Consider the following 15,610-nt stretch of genomic DNA (forward strand, 5'->3'; position numbering starts at 1 on the left):
TCCCGGCTTGCCGCGAGTTGAACGCAGGTTGCTGCGATGTCAACGCGGATCGGGCACGAAATGTCCCGGGAACGGATCGGGTCGACCGGCCGGTGGTCGATCGTCGCCGGGAATCACGCCTTGCGCAACCAGGCGTTCGCGCGTGTCGTAGTAGAGCGTGATCGTCTCGTTCGGCGTGGATGAGGCGCGTTCGAAATCGGTATAGCTCACCACCGAGGTTTCCCGTTCGCCGTGGCCGGTGCCGATCGGGCCGCTGTCCAGCGTCTTGGCCGTTGCGCGTGCGGCCGATTCGGCCATGGCGGCGTCCGCAGCAGGCGCTGGTTGCGATGACTGCGCGTCCGGCGCGTTGGCGATCGGTTCGGGCAGGGCGGAGATGGGGCCGGGCATCGGCAACGGGCGGATCATGCGCCGTGGCAGAAACAGCGCGATGCCGATGACGCCCACGTTGGCGGGACGGTCGGTGCGCGCGGCGTAGCTGCGCGAGGCATCGGCGAAGACGAAGTCCGCCACTTCCGAGAGACTCTTGCGCCAGCCGAGGATATCGGTGCCCTCGTAGGCCTGCAGCACGTAGCCGGTCTGCGACCAGTCGGCGGTGTCGCCGGAAAGCACGTTCACGCCGTCCACCGAAAGCACGCCCAGCACGCGGCCACCGTGCTGGCTGCGCAACTGGATCTGGTAGCGATGGCCGGGCTGCCCGGCCACGTAGTAGCGGCCATCGTGGCGATAGACTGGCAGCTCCCGTTGCGAGGTGCGGTCGTAGACGCTCAGGTCCACCAGACGGCCGACCGCTCCCGCCTGCATGCTGGCCGCGAGCGTGGCCAGTCCGATAACCCATCTGCGCAAGCTGTTCATGCCACGACTCCAGTACGCATCGATGACCGATGCATACGGTGGAACGATGCGCGAGCGCGAAAGGGGTTAGGCGACGCCGCTTAAAGTTCTGCCTTCGCCGGCCGATCTGATGGGCGATCAAGCCAAAGGACTGCACGTGAGCATCGGCATCCACCTGGACACCTCCGCCATTCCGCTGAACATCGCCGGTTCGTCTGGTTCGTCCGATGCAGCGGCGTCGGCGTCGAATGCGACGTCGCCGACATCCGTCGCGCAAGGCCAAACACCGGCAGCGAAAGGCGCGGGCGGTGCAGGCGCAGCGCCTGCGCCGAGCAGCCCGGACAGCGGCAGCCCCGCGAGCGCCACCATCAAGGCGCTGCAAAAGGAAATCGCGCAGTTGCAGAAGCAGCTCGCCCAGGAACAGCAGGCGCTGCATGCGGCCATGTCCAGGAGGAACATCGCGGACCCCGGGAGCATGGCGGAAATCGCCACGCTGCAATCGGCCGTGGCGACCACCAGCGGCCAGCTCGAAGCCGCCGTCACGGCACTCTCCGCCGCCTTGATGGGCGAAGGCAGTGGCAGCAGCGGTTCGCTGGTGAGCGCGTCGGCCTGAGCGCCGACGCGAGGGATTACACCTCGGTGTCGTCGTCGCCGAGCTCGTCGATGGCCGGCGCGTCGATCAGCAACTGCTGCGCCTCGTCGCCGTTGAGCGTTTCCACGCCGCGCAGCTTGCGTTCGATGGCGCGGGTGCGCACGCTGGCCTGATCGATCACGTTGCTGGCTTCGTTGAGCTTCTTGCGCGTCTTGTCCAGCACGGCGCCGAACTTGCCGAACTCGGTCTTCACCGCGCCCAGCAAAGTCCACACTTCGCTGCTGCGCTGGGCGATGGCCAGCGTGCGGAAGCCCATCTGCAGGCTGTTGAGCAAGGCGGTGAGCGTGGTGGGCCCGGCCACGGTGACGTGATGGTCGCGCTGCAGCGACTCGAACAAGCCGGGGCGGCGGATCACTTCGGCGTACAGGCCTTCGGTGGGCAGGAATAGCACGGCGAAATCGGTGGTATGCGGCGGCGCCACGTACTTGCTGCGGATGCGCTTGGCTTCCTCGCGCACGCGCACTTCCAGCGCGCGGCCGGCGAGCGCGGCGGCATCGGCATCGGCCGCTTCCTGCGCGTCGAGCAGGCGCTGGTAATCCTCCACCGGGAACTTGGCGTCGATGGGCAGGTAGAGCTGCGCGTGTTCGCCGGCACCGGGCATGCGCACGGCGAATTCCACGCGGTCGTTGCTGCCGGGAACGGTCACCACGTTGGAGTCGTACTGGTCGTTGGTGAGCAGCTGATCGAGCAGCGCGCCCAACTGCACTTCGCCCAGGATGCCGCGCGTCTTCACGTTGGTGAGCACGCGTTTGAGATCGCCCACGCCGATGGCGAGGTTCTGCATTTCGCCCAGGCCGCGCTGCACCTGTTCGAGACGTTCGGACACCAGCGCGAACGACTGGCCCAGGCGCGTTTCCAGCGTGTTCTGCAGCTTTTCGTCCACGGTGGCGCGCATCTGTTCCAGCCGCGCGGCGTTGTCGTCCTGAATCGCCTTGAGCTTGGTTTCCAGCGTGGCGCGCACTTCGTTGAGGCGCTTTTCGTTCTCGGCCGTGAGCGCGGCCAGGCGCTGCTGTTGCTGTTCGCCGAAACGGTTGAGCGCGAGGGTGAGTTCCTCGCGGCTGCGGCGCGCGTCTTCGGTAAGACGCAGCTGCAGTGCTTCCAGGCCGGTGCCGGTGCGTTCGGTGAGCACGTCCAGGCGCTGGCCGAAGTGGCCGATGCGTTCGTGCTGCTGCGCACTCATGCCGCCCAGCTGCTCCTGCACCAGCGAGCGGAATTGCTCCAGCGACTGCGTGACTTCGCCGCGACCGGCGCGCTGTTCCTGTGCCAATGCTTCGCGCAGGTGGCGGTTGTCGTCCTTCAGCGCATCGAGGCGCGCGGTGAGGCCGGCGTCCTCGCGCCCGCGCAGCAGATGCACGACCTGCAGCGCCAGCACCGCGATCACCAGCACGATCAACACGATTTCAGTAACGGACATGGCAGTTCCCAACGGCACACGCTCGCCAGTGTACGCGCTGGCGTCTCAGAATCCGGGACCGCGTAAGGCGATCACATGACGCGGCAGAACACCGCCTTCAGATAACGGCCTTCCGGCACGCTGCTGCTGAATGGATGATCGGCGCCGGCGCCTGCCGTATGCAGCACCTGGATCTCGCGACCGGCGTTGAGCGCCACGCGGCGCAGCATCTCCAGGAAGTCCGCCTCGCTCACCAGGCCCGTGCACGAGCAGGTGAGCAGCAAGCCGCCGGGCGGAATCACGTCCAGCGCCAGGCGATTCATCGCGAAGTATTTCTTCAGCGCGTCCATCACCTTGTTGCGGTCGCGGGTGAGCTTGGCCGGGTCGAGGATCACCGCGTCGTACTGTTCGCCGCGCGCCACGGCGCCGCGCAACCAGTCGAAGATATCGGCCTGCTCGAATACGGCCGGCACGTCGTTCGCGGCGGCGTTGGCGCGGGCGATTTCCAGGATGCCCGCATCCATGTCCACGCCCGTGGCCGACTGCGCGCCCGCAGCCAATGCATGCACCGCGAAACCGCCGGCGTTGCAGCACAGGTCGAGCACCTTGCGGCCCTTGGCGAGGCGCGCGAAGTGATGGCGGTTCTCGCGCTGGTCGGCGAAGAAGCCGGTCTTGTGGCCGTAGCCGGGCGCGGCGTGGAAACGCAGGCCGTGCTCGTGCACTTCCACCGGCGAGGGTGCTTCGGGCGAGCGGCAGTCGAAGGATTCCTGCTTCTGCACGTGGGTTTCGGCGAACCAGTACAGGCGCGCGCCCGGGAAGTGGCGCAGCAGCGCGGCGTGGATCGCCTCGCGGAACCGCCACATGCCGGCGGCGAAGTATTCGATCACGATGATGTCGGCATAGCGGTCCACCACCAGGCCCGACAGGCCATCGCCTTCGCTGTGCACCACGCGCCACGCGTCGCTGACGCGGTCGAGTTGCAGCAGCTCCTGGCGCAGGGTGATGGCGCGGTCGATGCGCGTGGCGATCCACTCGGCATCGATCGTTTCGCCGGGGTCGGTGGTCAGCAGGCGCAGGGCGATGCGCGCGTGGCCGTTCCAGAAACCGCGGCCCACGAAACGGCCCTTGGCGTCTTCCACGTCGACCACGCTGCCGGGCGGCACGCGGGTTTCCGGTTTGTGGACCTGGGCCGACCAGACCCAGGGATGGCCGGGCGCGCGGTCGGTCTTGAGGCGGATGACGGGGAGGGAATCGGGGCTATTCATCCGCCCATGATAGCTGCTGACCGGCAAAAGCCGGCCTTTTGCGGGAGCGCAGCGCCTGCGCTCCCGTCAAAACCGGGGCATCAGCGCAGGCGCAGCGCCAGCCAGGACAGCAGGGCGAGCAGGTTGATGCCCAACCGAGCCACGCCCGGCCCGGCCACGGCCAGCAGGAAACCCTCGCTGCCCACGTGCCAGTCCAGGCCCAATTGCACCGGCAGATGCAGGCTGGCGTACACGTTCACGAAGGCGCCGCAGTGGAAGCCGTAGCTGAAGATCGGCGTGGCGATCAGCGGCAGCTGCATCAGCTGGGCCCAGCCGGAGAAGGTCACGCCGCGCTCGCTGTTCTCCAGCAGCATCACGCCGGCAATCAGCACGAACACGTAGAAGAACAAGCAGATCACGGCCACGATGGAGTCGTGCGAACCGAACGGCAACAGCCGGCGCAGCATGTTCACCATGCCGAAAAAGCCGCCAGCCACTTCGAGGATGCCGATCAGTCGGAAAAGAAAATTGCGCACGTGCCAGGCCCCGGGTCGAAAGCCGCGAGCTTAGCGGATCGCGACGCCGCTGTTGCCTGCGCGGCTTGGCAGTTTGTTGGGCGGCGTACAGCTCGTGCTAGGCGAGCTCGTCAGCCAGTTCGTGCAGGTCGGTGATGTGCTGTTCCCACCAGCGCGCTTCGCCGGCAAAGGGGAACGCGGCGGGGAAGGCCGGGTCGTGCCAGCGCTCGGCGATCCAGCCGGCGTAGTGCAGCTGGCGCATTGCACGCAGCGCGGGCACCAGGGCCAGTTCGCCGACGTCGAAGTCGCGCATCTGCTGGTAGCCGTCGAGCAGGGCGGTCATCGCCTTGTCGTCGTTGGCGAGCATCCACAGATCCTGCACCGCGGGGCCCATGCGCGCGTCGTCGAGATCGACGAAATGCGGGCCGGCATCGGTCCACAGCACATTGCCGGGATGGCAGTCGCCGTGCAGGCGCAGCTGGCGTACCGGGCCCACGGCGTCGAGGCGATCGGCCACGGCGCGATCCATGCGCTCGGCGGCGGCGTGGTACGCCGCGTGCAGCGACGCAGGCAACAGTGATGAGGACAGCACGGCCTGCATCGGCTTGGCGATCAAGGTGGCGCGATCGAGGCGGCCGCGATGTTCGAACGGCTGGCGCGCACCGATGCCGTGGATGCGCGCAATCAGGCGTCCCAGCCATTCCAGTTGTTCGGTCGATTCCAGCGATGGCGCGCGACCACCGCGACGCGGCGTGAGTGCGTAGCGGAAACCATCGTGATGCAGCAGCGTGCGTCCGCCGAACACCGAGGGCGCGACCACCGGAATCTCCGCCTCGGCCAGTTCCCGCGCGAACGCGTGTTCCTCGAGAATCGCCGCGTCGCTCCAGCGATGCGGGCGATAGAACTTCGCGATCACCGGCGAGGCATCCTCGATTCCCACCTGCCACACGCGGTTTTCGTAGCTGTTGAGCGCGAGCAGGCGGCCATCGGGCCACAGGCCGCACGCGGTGACGGCGTCGAGGACGCGATCCGGATCGAGCGATGCGTAAGGCGCGGCGATGCTCAACGCGGTGCCACGACGCGTGCCGGGATCACCGCCATGGTGATGCGCGAGATGCACACCAGCTCGCCACTTTCCGTTTCGATGCGGATCTCCCACACCTGCGTGGTGCGGCCGATATGCACCATGCGCGCCGTGCCGGTGACAGTGCCGCTGCGCACGCCGCGAATGTGATTGGCGTTGATGTCCAGCCCCACCGCCACTTCCGAGGGATCGAGCGAGAGCATGGCGGCCGTGCTGCCCAGCGTCTCGGCCAGCACCACCGAGGCGCCGCCGTGCAGCAGGCCGTACGGCTGGTGCGTGCGGTGGTCCACCGGCATGGTGCCGCGTAGCCAGTCGTCACCGATCTCGGTGATGCGGATGCCCAGCGTTTCCATCATGGTGTTGGCGCTCCAGCCGTTGATGCGCTCGAGCGAGATGTCCTGTTTCCAGATGGCCATGGGTGTTTTCTCCGCGTGAAAGCTTGTGAACGGCCGGCAAGGCCCTCATTGTCGGCTGACGCTCCCGCCGCGACAATGCGTACGTGCATATCGTCACCATCCAATCCACCGGCCGCCATTTCCCCGTTGCGCCCGGCGAAACCGTGCTGGAAGCCGCGCAGCGGGCCGGCATCGCCTTGCCGTATTCGTGCCGCGCCGGCGTGTGCGGCAGCTGCAAGGCCACGCTGATCGAGGGGCATTGCGACTACCCGCGCAATCCTCCGGTGGCCTTGAGCGGCACCTCGCCGGCGCAGCACGCCATCCTGCTTTGCCAGGCGGTGCCGCGCAGCGATCTGCTGATCGAGGCACGCGAAGTCACCTCGGTGGAAGACATCGCCAAGCGGCAGGTCGACGTGGCGGTATCGCGCAAATGGATGCTGGCGCCCGATGTGGTCGGCCTGCATCTGCAACCGGTGTCCGCGCAAGCCAGGCTCAACTGGCTGCCGGGCCAGTATCTGGACGTGTTGCTGGATGACGGGCGTCGTCGCCCGTTCTCCATCGCCAATCATCCGGAGGCGGACGGCAGCATCGAGCTGCACGTGCGCCACGTGGCCGGCGGCGGTTTCACCTCGTGGGTGAACGACGCGCTCAAGGTGGGCGATGCGATGCGCATCGAAGGGCCGCTGGGCACCTTCGTGCCGCGCGAGGATTCCGAGCGCCCGATGATCTTCATGGCGGGCGGCACCGGGTTCGCGCCAGTCAAGGCCATCGTCGAGCATTTCATTGCGCTGGGTACGCGTCGGCCGATGCGCGTGTATTGGGGCGCACGGCACGCGGCCGACATCTACCTCCGAGAACAGGCCGAACGCTGGTCGGGCATGGCGCACGACCTGAGCTTCCAGGCGGTGATCTCGGATGCGGAACAGGCACTCGCCAGCGGCATCCGCATGGGCTTCGTGCATGAGGCCGTGCTGCAGGACCATCCCGATCTCGCCCGCTACGACGTGTACATGAGCGGGCCGCCGGCGATGATCGACGCGGGGCGCAAGCTCTTCATCGACGCGAAGTTGCCGGAAGAGCGCCTTTATTACGATTCGTTCGATTACGCGCCGGATGTGCTGGCGCAGATCCTCGGCAGTCGCGCGGGCATCGTCGGCCTGTAAGCCGCGCCGCGCGTGGTAGGCGAGGGCGTTGCGCCCCCGCACCGCAAAACCATCAACCCGGATTCTTGCCCTTGGCCACCGGCAACTGCGCCTGCTGCCAGCCCATCACACCGCCGCCCAGCGTGTAGACCTTGCTGAAACCGGCCTTGACCAGGCGTTGCGCCGCCTTGTCGGTGGCGCCGCGGCCGTCCTTGTCGATCAAAACCACCGGCACATCCTTCGCCTTGGCGATCTCCTTGTGTTCGGGATCGAACTGGCTCATCGCCACATGGCGCGAGCCCGGCACGTGGGCTTTCTCGTAGTCGGCATAGGCGGAGAGATCGATCAGCAGCGGGCCTTCGCGGTTGATCAACAGCGTGAGGCCGGCCGGCGTCAGCTCCTTGTACTTGCGCAACAGCATCAGCAGCTGCGTGCCGATCAGGCCCAGCAGCAGAACCAGGAACAGCGCGGCGAGCGCGAGGTGGTTGCCAAGGAACTCGGGCAGCTTGTGCAGGACATCGCTCATTTCTTGGGGCTTCCGCTGGCGCGGCCGGGCCGCGCGGGGTGAACAGAGCGGGGGATTATACGGGGTGGCGGGGTGGTTCGCGGTTTTCTCATCGTTCCTGTGGGGCGGATTCAGTGATCTTGGATTCAATTGTCAGGTGATCGTGACCTGGCTCGCCTGCGGCGGGCTTCCGACCTGCTGCCGGAGGCCGGGTCACTTTTCTTTGCTTGCCCAAAGAAAAGTAACCACCGAGATGGTGGCAATGCCAAAAGAAACGGCACCCCGGATGACGCGCCTTCCGGGCCTGCGGCCCTCCAGGTACGCGTGCGGGTTACGGGGTTTTTCGACAGGACATCCGTGTCCTGACGAAAAACTGGCCGGCATCCATGCCGGCCACCCTGCGGGCTTTCCTTCACCCGCCCGCCGCTGTCATACGGGGACCCCAAGAGCCAGAGCCAAAGCTCGCAGCAGTAGTGTTTTCGCGAGCACCCGCCCCCTCTCCCCAACCCTCTCCCACAAGGGGAGAGGGAGAAGTGCCGTGCACGGAGAGGACGTGAAGAACGAAGTCAATGCAAAGGCCGATGCGGAGCGAGGCTCCGCTTTAAGTCCTCTGCGATTCGGGCGCGTTGCGCAGCGCTTGGGAGTGCTCGCTATGTGGCCTCCCATGGGTGTCCCGCCACAACCATCCTCCAGCGTTCGGGCTTATCCCAACACGATGCTGCGAGCCCTTCGCTCTAAAGGCCATTTTCTTTGGGTTACTTTTCTTTTGGGCCAGCAAAAGAAAAGTGACTCGAGCGGCGGCAGCCGATCGAAACGCACGCCGCGTAGGCGGCACGCTGGCGGGATCGCTGCACAAGGGCGATCAAAGGAATCGCGATAGCCGCAACGCAAAGTCACTGGATGACCAGCCTTCGGCTGTTGAAAAGCGCCTCCTGCCTTCGCAGGAATGACGACTAGGAGGGCTTCGGTTGCTGAAGAGAGCTTCCTGCTCTTGCCCCCTTTTGGGGACTGGCAGGAATGACGATCCAGGAGCTGCACTCGTGCCTCCGCCGCTATCGCGAGCAGGCCCGTCGTGCCCTACGAAAACAAACCATGCACCGCAGGCCACACGCCAGCGATCACACCATCACCCCCGATAAATCGCCAGAAAAACCAGCCTTACAACTTACCCGCACTGATATCCGGCAACCCCGTCTCCAGATACCAATGCTTCGACTCGGCGTCATAACGCCACGTCTGGTGATCCGTCACCGTCCGCTCCGCCTGCGTGTTCACGTTGACCAGGTTGATCTTCACCACCTGCTTCGCTTCGAACTCGCCATTGGGCGTGGGACCGTTGCCCTCGTCGTAGCCGCTCACCTTGTATTGCTGGTAGCGGGACATTTCCAGCGGCGGAATCGGGTGTTCCTCGCGCACTTTCGGGTCCACGAAGTTCAGCGCCGAGTTGAAGTCGCCCCAGCGCACCGTGCTGGCATACGCGTTGAGCGTGGTGGTGAGGTCGTCCTTGCGTTTGTTGGTGGCGCAACCACCGAGCGCAAGGATGGACACCGTGACGAGCGGGATCAGTAGGCGACGCATGTGGCTTTCCCCTTGGGCTAGGCCTGCATTGTGCCCAAGGAACAGCACATTTTCATACGGCGTCCGGCGAGCGCCGCTTGGCCACGAAACGGGCCTCCAGCGTGGCGGCCGGCTTCTCGCCGGTGCCGGGCACACGGCACAGCACTTCGACGCGGGCGCGGCCGCGGGTGGCGAGCGTGTCGAAAAAGGTGACCCAGTCCGCACTCTCGGCCAGGCGGGCTTCGCTGATGAAGTCCTCCCACACCGGCTCCAGGTAGCGCACGGTGGACTCGCCCACGAACACGTCGCACTCCAGCCCGCGCAGGCGCAGCTCCAGTTCGACCAGGCCCCAGCCGTTGAGCGTCATCACGCTCACCAGGCTGCCGCCGAACGCGCAACCCTTGTCGTTGATGTTGGGCCCCAGCGGGGCGGCGAGGGAAAGCTGCTGCTCGTCGCAGTCGTGCAGGCTCAAGTCCATGGTCTGCGCGAGGGGGATTTCGTCGCGCATGAAGGTGACCATCTTGCGTGCATGGGTGTGCCGTTCGGTATTGCTCATTGTCGCGGGGTGACCGTGGGGGAAGGCGTAGTTTACGCACCCTGGCGGGGCAGGACCGATAGGGCGACGGCCGCTACACTCGCCGGCATGCTTCTGGAGTGCCCATGACCGCGCGATCCCCGACTCCTGCCGAGCCCGCCTTGGACGGACGCACCGTGGTCATCACGCGCCCCGCCGGCACGGGTTCGCCACTGGCGCGACGCGTGCGTCGGTGCGGCGGGCTGCCCCTGCTGCTGCCCGGCTTATCGTTGCGCGCCGTGGACGAGTCGGCCGCTGCCGCGCCGCTACGCGCCGCCTTGGGCGACGACCTGCTGATCTTCACCAGCCCCGCCGCCGTGCGCTTCGCTGCGCGACTGGCGCCTTTGCGAACGAACGGCACGGTGCTCGCGGTGGGACAGGGAACCGCACGGGCGCTGGCTCGTCACGGTGTCCAGGCGCTTTGTCCCGTGGCGCGCCAGGACAGCGAAGGCCTGCTGGAACAGGTCGCACTCAGCGAAGTGCAGGGGCGGCGCGTGGCACTTATCGGCGCACCGGGTGGCCGAGGCGTGTTGCGCGCTGAACTCATGGCACGTGGCGCGCAGCTTCGCGAGGTGCATGTCTATCGTCGCGGCACGCCGCGCTGGCAGCGCCGACAGATCGACGAGGTCCGACAGCTGTCGACGGAGGCACGCGTGCTGCTCTCCAGCGCCGAAGCGCTGGACAATCTTCGGCAGGGCTTGCCTGCCGACGCGTTTGCGCGGCTGTGCGGTGCCGTGGCCGTGGTCAGCAGCGAACGGCTCGCCGAGGCGGCGCGCAGCGCGGGGTTCCAGCGCGTGGTGGTGGCCGCATCCGCGCTCTCCGAAAATCTACTGACGGCCGCGGCGCGTCCCTAGCCGCTTTTCCGCATCCGCTCCACGCCTTCACGCCCGTTTGATGCGAGCTCCCCGGCGCGGGCTGTTAGCATGTCGCGCATGAGCCAAGACGACTCCATCCTCGATCGCGGCGCGCCTGCGGGCGCGCGTTCCGACACACCTTCACGCGCTCCGCGTGCCACGCCACCGGCACGACGCGGTAGCGGCACCCTCGCCGTGGCACTGCTGCTCGCGCTGGTGGCCATCGGCGGCGCCGGCTACGTGGGCTGGCGCCAATGGCATCAAGAGCAGGGCTACGCCGCGGGCAATGCCGCGCTCAACGGGCTCAAGCAGCGCGTGGACACGCTGGAAAGTGCCTTCGGCGCCAGCGACAGCGAACGCAACCTGCTGCGCCAGCGACTCGGTGACGCCGACCAGGTGAACCGTTCGCTGCGCGAGGAACTACTGAGCCAGGCCGAGCGCACGCGCAATCTCGAAGACGCCGTGGCCAAGCTGTCGGAAAAGACGCTGTCCGGCCACGACGCCATGCTGCTCGACGAAACCGAATCGCTGCTGCGCATGGCCAAGGAACGCTACGAGCTGTTCCACGATGCGCAGGGCGCGCTCGCCGCGTACGCCATTGCCGACCAGACCCTTGCCGCGGTGAACGACGGCGCCTTCTCCGGCCTTCGCCAGAGCATGGGCGCGGAACGCGAAGCACTGAGCAAGACGCAGACGATCAACGTCGATACCGCGCTCACCGCGCTGAGCAACCTGCGCGCGGCAACCATGGCGCTTCCGCTCAAGCCGCTGGATGCCACCGCTTCCGGTGCATCGCCCGGCGGTTGGTCGCGCATCGTGGGTGCGCTCAACGACGTGGTGAAAGTACAGCGCACGAATGGTGCACCGTTGTCGGTGGCGGATGCGCGCTTCGCACGCGAGCTGGCGTCGATCGATCTGGCGCAGGCGCAGGCCGCGTTGCTGGCTTCCGATCGGGACGCCTACGTCGCCGCGCTCAAGCGTGCCGACGCCGGCATCGTGGCGCAGTTCGACACCAACGCCGCGCCCGTGCAGCAGGCGCGCACGCAGCTGGCCACGCTGATCGCGCAGCCGCCGGGTGCCGCGGTACAACTGGGCGCCGCGCTCGGCGAACTGCGCAACCTGCGCGCCGTGCACGCGCTCAAGCCCGCGGCCAGCAGCTCGGCCGGAGCCAAGCCATGAAGTTGTGGCGCTGGATTCTGTTGCTGGTGATCGTGGCGGCACTGGCCGCGTTCGGCTGGCATTGGGTGGCCGAAGATCCGGGCTATGTGCTGGTGCAATTGCGTGGCTGGCAGGCCGAGACCACGGTGGTCGCCGCCGTCGTCATCCTGTTGCTGGCCTGGGCATTGCTCAGCGCGGTGTGGTTTGCCGTGCGCTGGCCGTTCGGTGCGTTCACGCGCCGCCATCGCCGACTCAGCCGCAGGAAGATGAGCGACGGCCTGCTGGCGCTGATGGAAGGCCGTCACGGCGACGCCGAGCGCGATCTGCATCGCGCGTCGCGTCTGGATGTATTGCGTGGTCCCGCCTTGCTCGCCGCCGCGGAAGCGGCGTCGCGTCGTGGCGAAAACAGCCGTGCGCTGGCCACGCTCGACGAGGCCGCGCAGGTGGCTCCGCGTGCGGCGCGCGTGCTGCGCGCCCGCGTGCTGCGTCGCGAAGGACGCCCGGTTGAAGCCGTGAATCTGCTTGCCGCCGATGCGGACGCCGGCAACCTCACGCCAGGCGGCTGGCGCGAACTTGCCCTCGCCGCACTCGCCAGCAGCGACACGCGTCGTGCGCGGCAGGCGCTCGAACCACTGCAAAAAAGCGGCGCGCTGGGCAGCAGGACCTTCGCCACGCTGGAAGGCCAGGTGCTGGCCGCTTCGCTGCGCGGTGCGCCGGATGCCGCCGCACTCAACACCTTGTGGTCGCAACTGCCCAAGGCGCAGCGTCGCGTGCCGGCCGCCATCGATGCATACGCGCGCCAGGCGGCTGCGTTCGGCATGGTGTTGCCGGCGATGGACGAGGTGGAATCGGCGCTGCGTCGCGAATGGTCGCCGCTGCTGATCGAAACCTATGGCGCGCTGGGTGGCGACGACATCGAAGCGCGTTTGCGTCGTGCCGAATCGTGGCTCGATGCGCATCCCAACGACGCCGCCTTGCTGCTCACGCTGGGTCGCATGTGCGCACGCCAGGGCTTGTGGGGCAAGGCCACGCAATACCTGGAACGCTCGCTGGCGCTGGTGCCCAGCAGCGGTGCATGGGAAGCGCTTGGCGACGTGCACGCGGGACAGAACGATGCCGTGCTGGCCCAGCGTTGCTACCGTAATGCCCTGGCGCTGGCGCGCGGCGATGCCATCGAGCCGCTGCCGCAGGGCGCACGTTCGACGCGCCTGGACACGCGCCCCATCGCGGTGGAAGAACGCAGCGAACACGGCGTGCCGCGTCTGCCGGAATAAGTTCGCGTCAACCCGTCCATGGTTGTCAGGTCTGGATCCCCAGCTTCGCCAGCTGGGGATCGGCGATGCGCCAGTGTGGCCATCGACCGCTACGCAGGCAGGACAACGTAGCATCGCGTAGACGATGCAACTGGGTCGGATCCAGCGGCGGCGCCCAGTCCGGCTCGTGCACCACGCCCTCGATCCGTTCGCAATTGCCTGGCGTGATCGATACGTGCTCGGGCAGGGTGAAGGCTGGACGAGACACTAGTGGCGCGGAAGCCGCTGGCGTCGATGCGCTCCGTTCTGGCGTGCGCGACTCGCTGTTGAACGCGTGGTTGAACAGATTGAGCATCACGACAAGGCCGATGACGGCGCCCATCCTGCCGCCAACGTTGGTGCGTCCACGCGCTGGCGCTGTCTGGCGATACGCCGCGGGCGAAGGCAGGTTGGAGAACGACTCGGCCATCGCCTTGTCGCGTGGCGGTAGCGCCGCGTACGCCTGCTCCCAGGCTGCCAGCGCCGAGCGCTCCACGCGTAGCGCGAGGTAGTGCGGATACTGCTGCAGCAACTGCTGCATGTCCGGCCAGCGCAGGGTGGCATCACGCGAGAAATGCGAGGGCGTGAGGTCGGTGCGGTCGAGCGTCGGTACGCCGCCAAGGCGATCGAACAAGTCATGGCAGCCCGTGGCGTCGGCGGTGCGCTTCCAGAAGATTTCTTCCTGCTGCACCGACCGAATCCACTGCCCACGCGCGCCCATCTGCTGCACATGGACGATGTCGTCCCAACCCATCTGATCACGGGCAGTGCCGAAGATCGCAAGCCGTTGCGGCAGGCGCATCGTGGCAAGCCCGTCGATCAGCATGGCTTCGAAGATCGCGGTGGCCTGCAGGTGTTCACCTTGCAGGCCAGCCAATTGCTCGCTGATCACGATGTTGGGTGCTTCGTGCTTGCCTAGCCGCTGCTCCAGTTCTTGGAAGGCCTGCGTCGCCACGTTCATGGGCGCACGCGGATCGGGTAGCGGCAGGTCGCTCACGGGAGCTGCCGTCGAAGGCGACGGCGTCGATGCCACCGACACGGGCGCATGCTCCGCGATCATGTCTTCGTTGGCCTGGCGAGACCACGCGGTGGCGGCGGCATAGGCTTCACGCAGACGCATGAAACCGGCGATATCGGTCGCCTGGTCGATCTGTTTCAGGCGTGCGGCGTAGGCGCGCTTGATATCCGCGGCATCGGCCGTGGTGGTGAGACCGAGATGATCCAGGAACCAGGGTGTCTGCATGTGCGCTCGAAGGTCCGGCCGAAAGACGGGTGCCATGTCGCGCGGGCCATGTGTCCGCGCGACGTGCCAGTGGCTTGTCCGTCATTCCCCCTGACGGCGCGCAAGATCATGGCGCGCCCGGTGCGGCCTGTCACGTCGGTCAACTCGCCGAAATCGCCCAGGTGATGAAGCCGGCGTTGATCGCCGTGAACACCAGTGCCAGCAGGAAGATCGAGTCGGCCATGCGTTCCAGTCGATGGTTGCGACGCAGGCTGCGCGTGCGCAACGCCCAGTACGAGAGCAGGCACGACGACAGGTAGAGCATGGAGTTGAAGGCCAGCAGGTCGTCGCCGAGCAGGTCTTCCTTGCGCAGCGAAATGACCACGCGAAGGATGCCGATCACGGTGAGGCACACGCCCACCATCGCCGCCGAGGCGGTGAAGATGTGCACGCAGATGTCGTGGTCAAGGCGTGCGCGGTTGGCGGCGGCGGATTCTTCTTCTGAAGTGTCGGGCGTCATGGTGTGCCTGGCCTGCGTGGAATGCCTGATTGGGAGGGCCGCGATGAGTCGGCGGTTCCCGTCGAAGCTTCCTGCGTTTAGCCAGCGGATGACAAGCCGGTCTACTCGGCCGGGCGAATCCACCACTGCTGCACGCGCTCGGCCACGCTCACTACCACCATCGCGCTGGCGATGCCCAGCGCCACCTGGGCGATGCGCAGCAGGGCGATCAGCCAGAACGAACCGGTGTACGGCACGAGCATGATGATGGTGGGCGTGATGCAGCTGAGCCGCGCCGCGTTACCCAGGCGGAACAGCCAGCACGTGGTGATGGAGGCGACGATGGCCATCGGGTAGGCGATGTACATGTCGCCCAGCGCCAGCCGGGCGCTGAAGCCGGCCACGCTGCCCACGAAGGCGCCGATGAGCTGGTCGCGCGAGGAGGTGCGCGTTTCCATGTAGCTCTGCTGCGTCACCGCGACGGCGGTGAGCGGCGCCCAGAAGGCCTGCTCGGCATGCAGGGCCAGGCCGAGCCCATAGGCGATGCTGGCGGAGAGTACGGTGAGCAGCGAGAGCCACAACGCCTGCATGAGCCGATGCGTCCACGGCAGGTGGTGGTACATCGTGGCCAGGCCCCGCTCCACGTCGAACAACCGACGGAAGTTCTCGCGCAGTGAGGGCCGGTCGCTCATC

General features: G+C 66.9%; 17 protein-coding genes. 5 read left to right on the plus strand and 12 right to left on the minus strand.

Annotated elements, in window-relative coordinates:
* Nucleotides 1-39: 39 nt before the first annotated feature.
* Complete coding sequence (locus ABIC75_RS15380) at nucleotides 40-852, minus strand: hypothetical protein (protein ID WP_354014756.1); 813 nt, start codon at nucleotides 850-852, stop codon at nucleotides 40-42.
* Nucleotides 853-988: 136 nt separating this feature from the next.
* On the opposite strand from ABIC75_RS15380, the gene ABIC75_RS15385 reads away from it, so the two are divergent.
* Nucleotides 989-1,444 (plus strand): hypothetical protein, encoded by a 456-nt coding sequence (locus ABIC75_RS15385; protein ID WP_354014757.1) that lies wholly within the window; start codon nucleotides 989-991, stop codon nucleotides 1,442-1,444.
* A 16-nt stretch (nucleotides 1,445-1,460) separates the two neighbouring features.
* Here the strand turns inward: ABIC75_RS15385 and rmuC are convergent, their stop codons facing one another.
* The 5 genes from rmuC to ABIC75_RS15410 all read right to left on the minus strand — a co-directional run bounded on the left by rmuC (nucleotide 1,461) and on the right by ABIC75_RS15410 (nucleotide 6,135).
* Entirely contained in the window at nucleotides 1,461-2,897 is a 1,437-nt protein-coding gene (gene rmuC / locus ABIC75_RS15390; protein WP_354014758.1) for a DNA recombination protein RmuC, read from the minus strand.
* A 71-nt stretch (nucleotides 2,898-2,968) separates the two neighbouring features.
* Nucleotides 2,969-4,141, minus strand: coding sequence for a class I SAM-dependent rRNA methyltransferase (locus tag ABIC75_RS15395; protein WP_354014759.1), 1,173 nt, complete (start codon nucleotides 4,139-4,141; stop codon nucleotides 2,969-2,971).
* 80 nt (nucleotides 4,142-4,221) lie between these two features.
* Entirely contained in the window at nucleotides 4,222-4,656 is a 435-nt protein-coding gene (locus tag ABIC75_RS15400) for a hypothetical protein (protein WP_354014760.1), read from the minus strand.
* A gap of 97 nt (nucleotides 4,657-4,753) precedes the next feature.
* On the minus strand, nucleotides 4,754-5,701 hold the full coding sequence (locus tag ABIC75_RS15405; RefSeq protein WP_354014862.1) for a serine/threonine protein kinase: 948 nt from the start codon (nucleotides 5,699-5,701) through the stop codon (nucleotides 4,754-4,756).
* Nucleotides 5,698-6,135, minus strand: coding sequence for a hotdog fold thioesterase (locus ABIC75_RS15410; protein WP_354014761.1), 438 nt, complete (start codon nucleotides 6,133-6,135; stop codon nucleotides 5,698-5,700). Before ABIC75_RS15410 ends, ABIC75_RS15405 begins: the two co-directional genes overlap by 4 nt.
* Before the next feature lie 83 nt (nucleotides 6,136-6,218).
* Between ABIC75_RS15410 and ABIC75_RS15415 the strand changes: the two genes are divergently transcribed.
* On the plus strand, nucleotides 6,219-7,277 hold the full coding sequence (locus ABIC75_RS15415) for a 2Fe-2S iron-sulfur cluster-binding protein (protein WP_354014762.1): 1,059 nt from the start codon (nucleotides 6,219-6,221) through the stop codon (nucleotides 7,275-7,277).
* 52 nt (nucleotides 7,278-7,329) lie between these two features.
* Here ABIC75_RS15415 and ABIC75_RS15420 read toward each other — a convergent pair whose 3' ends face one another.
* From ABIC75_RS15420 to ABIC75_RS15430, 3 genes are all read right to left on the minus strand, one after another.
* On the minus strand, nucleotides 7,330-7,782 hold the full coding sequence (locus ABIC75_RS15420) for a rhodanese-like domain-containing protein (RefSeq protein WP_354014763.1): 453 nt from the start codon (nucleotides 7,780-7,782) through the stop codon (nucleotides 7,330-7,332).
* A gap of 1,137 nt (nucleotides 7,783-8,919) precedes the next feature.
* Nucleotides 8,920-9,339 (minus strand): hypothetical protein, encoded by a 420-nt coding sequence (locus tag ABIC75_RS15425; protein WP_354014764.1) that lies wholly within the window; start codon nucleotides 9,337-9,339, stop codon nucleotides 8,920-8,922.
* Between the two features lie 52 nt (nucleotides 9,340-9,391).
* Nucleotides 9,392-9,874 (minus strand): YiiD C-terminal domain-containing protein, encoded by a 483-nt coding sequence (locus tag ABIC75_RS15430; RefSeq protein ID WP_354014765.1) that lies wholly within the window; start codon nucleotides 9,872-9,874, stop codon nucleotides 9,392-9,394.
* A gap of 104 nt (nucleotides 9,875-9,978) precedes the next feature.
* On the opposite strand from ABIC75_RS15430, the gene ABIC75_RS15435 reads away from it, so the two are divergent.
* The 3 genes from ABIC75_RS15435 (at nucleotide 9,979) to ABIC75_RS15445 (ending at nucleotide 13,178) form a co-directional block, all read left to right on the plus strand.
* On the plus strand, nucleotides 9,979-10,746 hold the full coding sequence (locus ABIC75_RS15435; protein ID WP_354014766.1) for a uroporphyrinogen-III synthase: 768 nt from the start codon (nucleotides 9,979-9,981) through the stop codon (nucleotides 10,744-10,746).
* Between the two features lie 78 nt (nucleotides 10,747-10,824).
* The gene (locus ABIC75_RS15440; RefSeq protein WP_354014767.1) at nucleotides 10,825-11,925 is read left to right on the plus strand and encodes a uroporphyrinogen-III C-methyltransferase; all 1,101 of its coding nucleotides are present in this window, start codon (nucleotides 10,825-10,827) and stop codon (nucleotides 11,923-11,925) included.
* Nucleotides 11,922-13,178 carry a heme biosynthesis HemY N-terminal domain-containing protein gene (locus tag ABIC75_RS15445; protein ID WP_354014768.1) on the plus strand — a complete coding sequence of 419 codons (1,257 nt, stop codon included), beginning with the start codon at nucleotides 11,922-11,924 and terminating at the stop codon, nucleotides 13,176-13,178. Before ABIC75_RS15440 ends, ABIC75_RS15445 begins: the two co-directional genes overlap by 4 nt.
* Nucleotides 13,179-13,203: 25 nt before the next feature.
* Here the strand turns inward: ABIC75_RS15445 and ABIC75_RS15450 are convergent, their stop codons facing one another.
* The 3 genes from ABIC75_RS15450 to ABIC75_RS15460 form a co-directional block, all read right to left on the minus strand.
* Nucleotides 13,204-14,439 carry a hypothetical protein gene (locus ABIC75_RS15450; RefSeq protein WP_354014769.1) on the minus strand — a complete coding sequence of 412 codons (1,236 nt, stop codon included), beginning with the start codon at nucleotides 14,437-14,439 and terminating at the stop codon, nucleotides 13,204-13,206.
* Between the two features lie 139 nt (nucleotides 14,440-14,578).
* Complete coding sequence (locus ABIC75_RS15455) at nucleotides 14,579-14,938, minus strand: hypothetical protein (RefSeq protein ID WP_354014770.1); 360 nt, start codon at nucleotides 14,936-14,938, stop codon at nucleotides 14,579-14,581.
* 101 nt (nucleotides 14,939-15,039) lie between these two features.
* On the minus strand, nucleotides 15,040-15,609 hold the full coding sequence (locus tag ABIC75_RS15460; RefSeq protein WP_354014771.1) for an FUSC family protein: 570 nt from the start codon (nucleotides 15,607-15,609) through the stop codon (nucleotides 15,040-15,042).
* Nucleotide 15,610: the final 1 nt, after the last annotated feature.

This window comes from Dyella japonica (assembly GCF_040545895.1).
Lineage (GTDB): Bacteria > Pseudomonadota > Gammaproteobacteria > Xanthomonadales > Rhodanobacteraceae > Dyella > Dyella japonica_D.

Coding starts and splice junctions, on each gene's coding strand:
- ABIC75_RS15445 (WP_354014768.1), top strand. CDS start 11,922: ATGAAGTTGTGGCGCTGGATTCTGTTGCTGGTGATCGTGGCGGCACTG.
- ABIC75_RS15450 (WP_354014769.1), bottom strand. CDS start 14,439: ATGCAGACACCCTGGTTCCTGGATCATCTCGGTCTCACCACCACGGCC.
- ABIC75_RS15460 (WP_354014771.1), bottom strand. CDS start 15,609: ATGAGCGACCGGCCCTCACTGCGCGAGAACTTCCGTCGGTTGTTCGAC.
- ABIC75_RS15420 (WP_354014763.1), bottom strand. CDS start 7,782: ATGAGCGATGTCCTGCACAAGCTGCCCGAGTTCCTTGGCAACCACCTC.
- ABIC75_RS15435 (WP_354014766.1), top strand. CDS start 9,979: ATGACCGCGCGATCCCCGACTCCTGCCGAGCCCGCCTTGGACGGACGC.
- rmuC (WP_354014758.1), bottom strand. CDS start 2,897: ATGTCCGTTACTGAAATCGTGTTGATCGTGCTGGTGATCGCGGTGCTG.
- ABIC75_RS15380 (WP_354014756.1), bottom strand. CDS start 852: ATGAACAGCTTGCGCAGATGGGTTATCGGACTGGCCACGCTCGCGGCC.
- ABIC75_RS15430 (WP_354014765.1), bottom strand. CDS start 9,874: ATGAGCAATACCGAACGGCACACCCATGCACGCAAGATGGTCACCTTC.
- ABIC75_RS15425 (WP_354014764.1), bottom strand. CDS start 9,339: ATGCGTCGCCTACTGATCCCGCTCGTCACGGTGTCCATCCTTGCGCTC.
- ABIC75_RS15395 (WP_354014759.1), bottom strand. CDS start 4,141: ATGAATAGCCCCGATTCCCTCCCCGTCATCCGCCTCAAGACCGACCGC.
- ABIC75_RS15440 (WP_354014767.1), top strand. CDS start 10,825: ATGAGCCAAGACGACTCCATCCTCGATCGCGGCGCGCCTGCGGGCGCG.
- ABIC75_RS15455 (WP_354014770.1), bottom strand. CDS start 14,938: ATGACGCCCGACACTTCAGAAGAAGAATCCGCCGCCGCCAACCGCGCA.
- ABIC75_RS15410 (WP_354014761.1), bottom strand. CDS start 6,135: ATGGCCATCTGGAAACAGGACATCTCGCTCGAGCGCATCAACGGCTGG.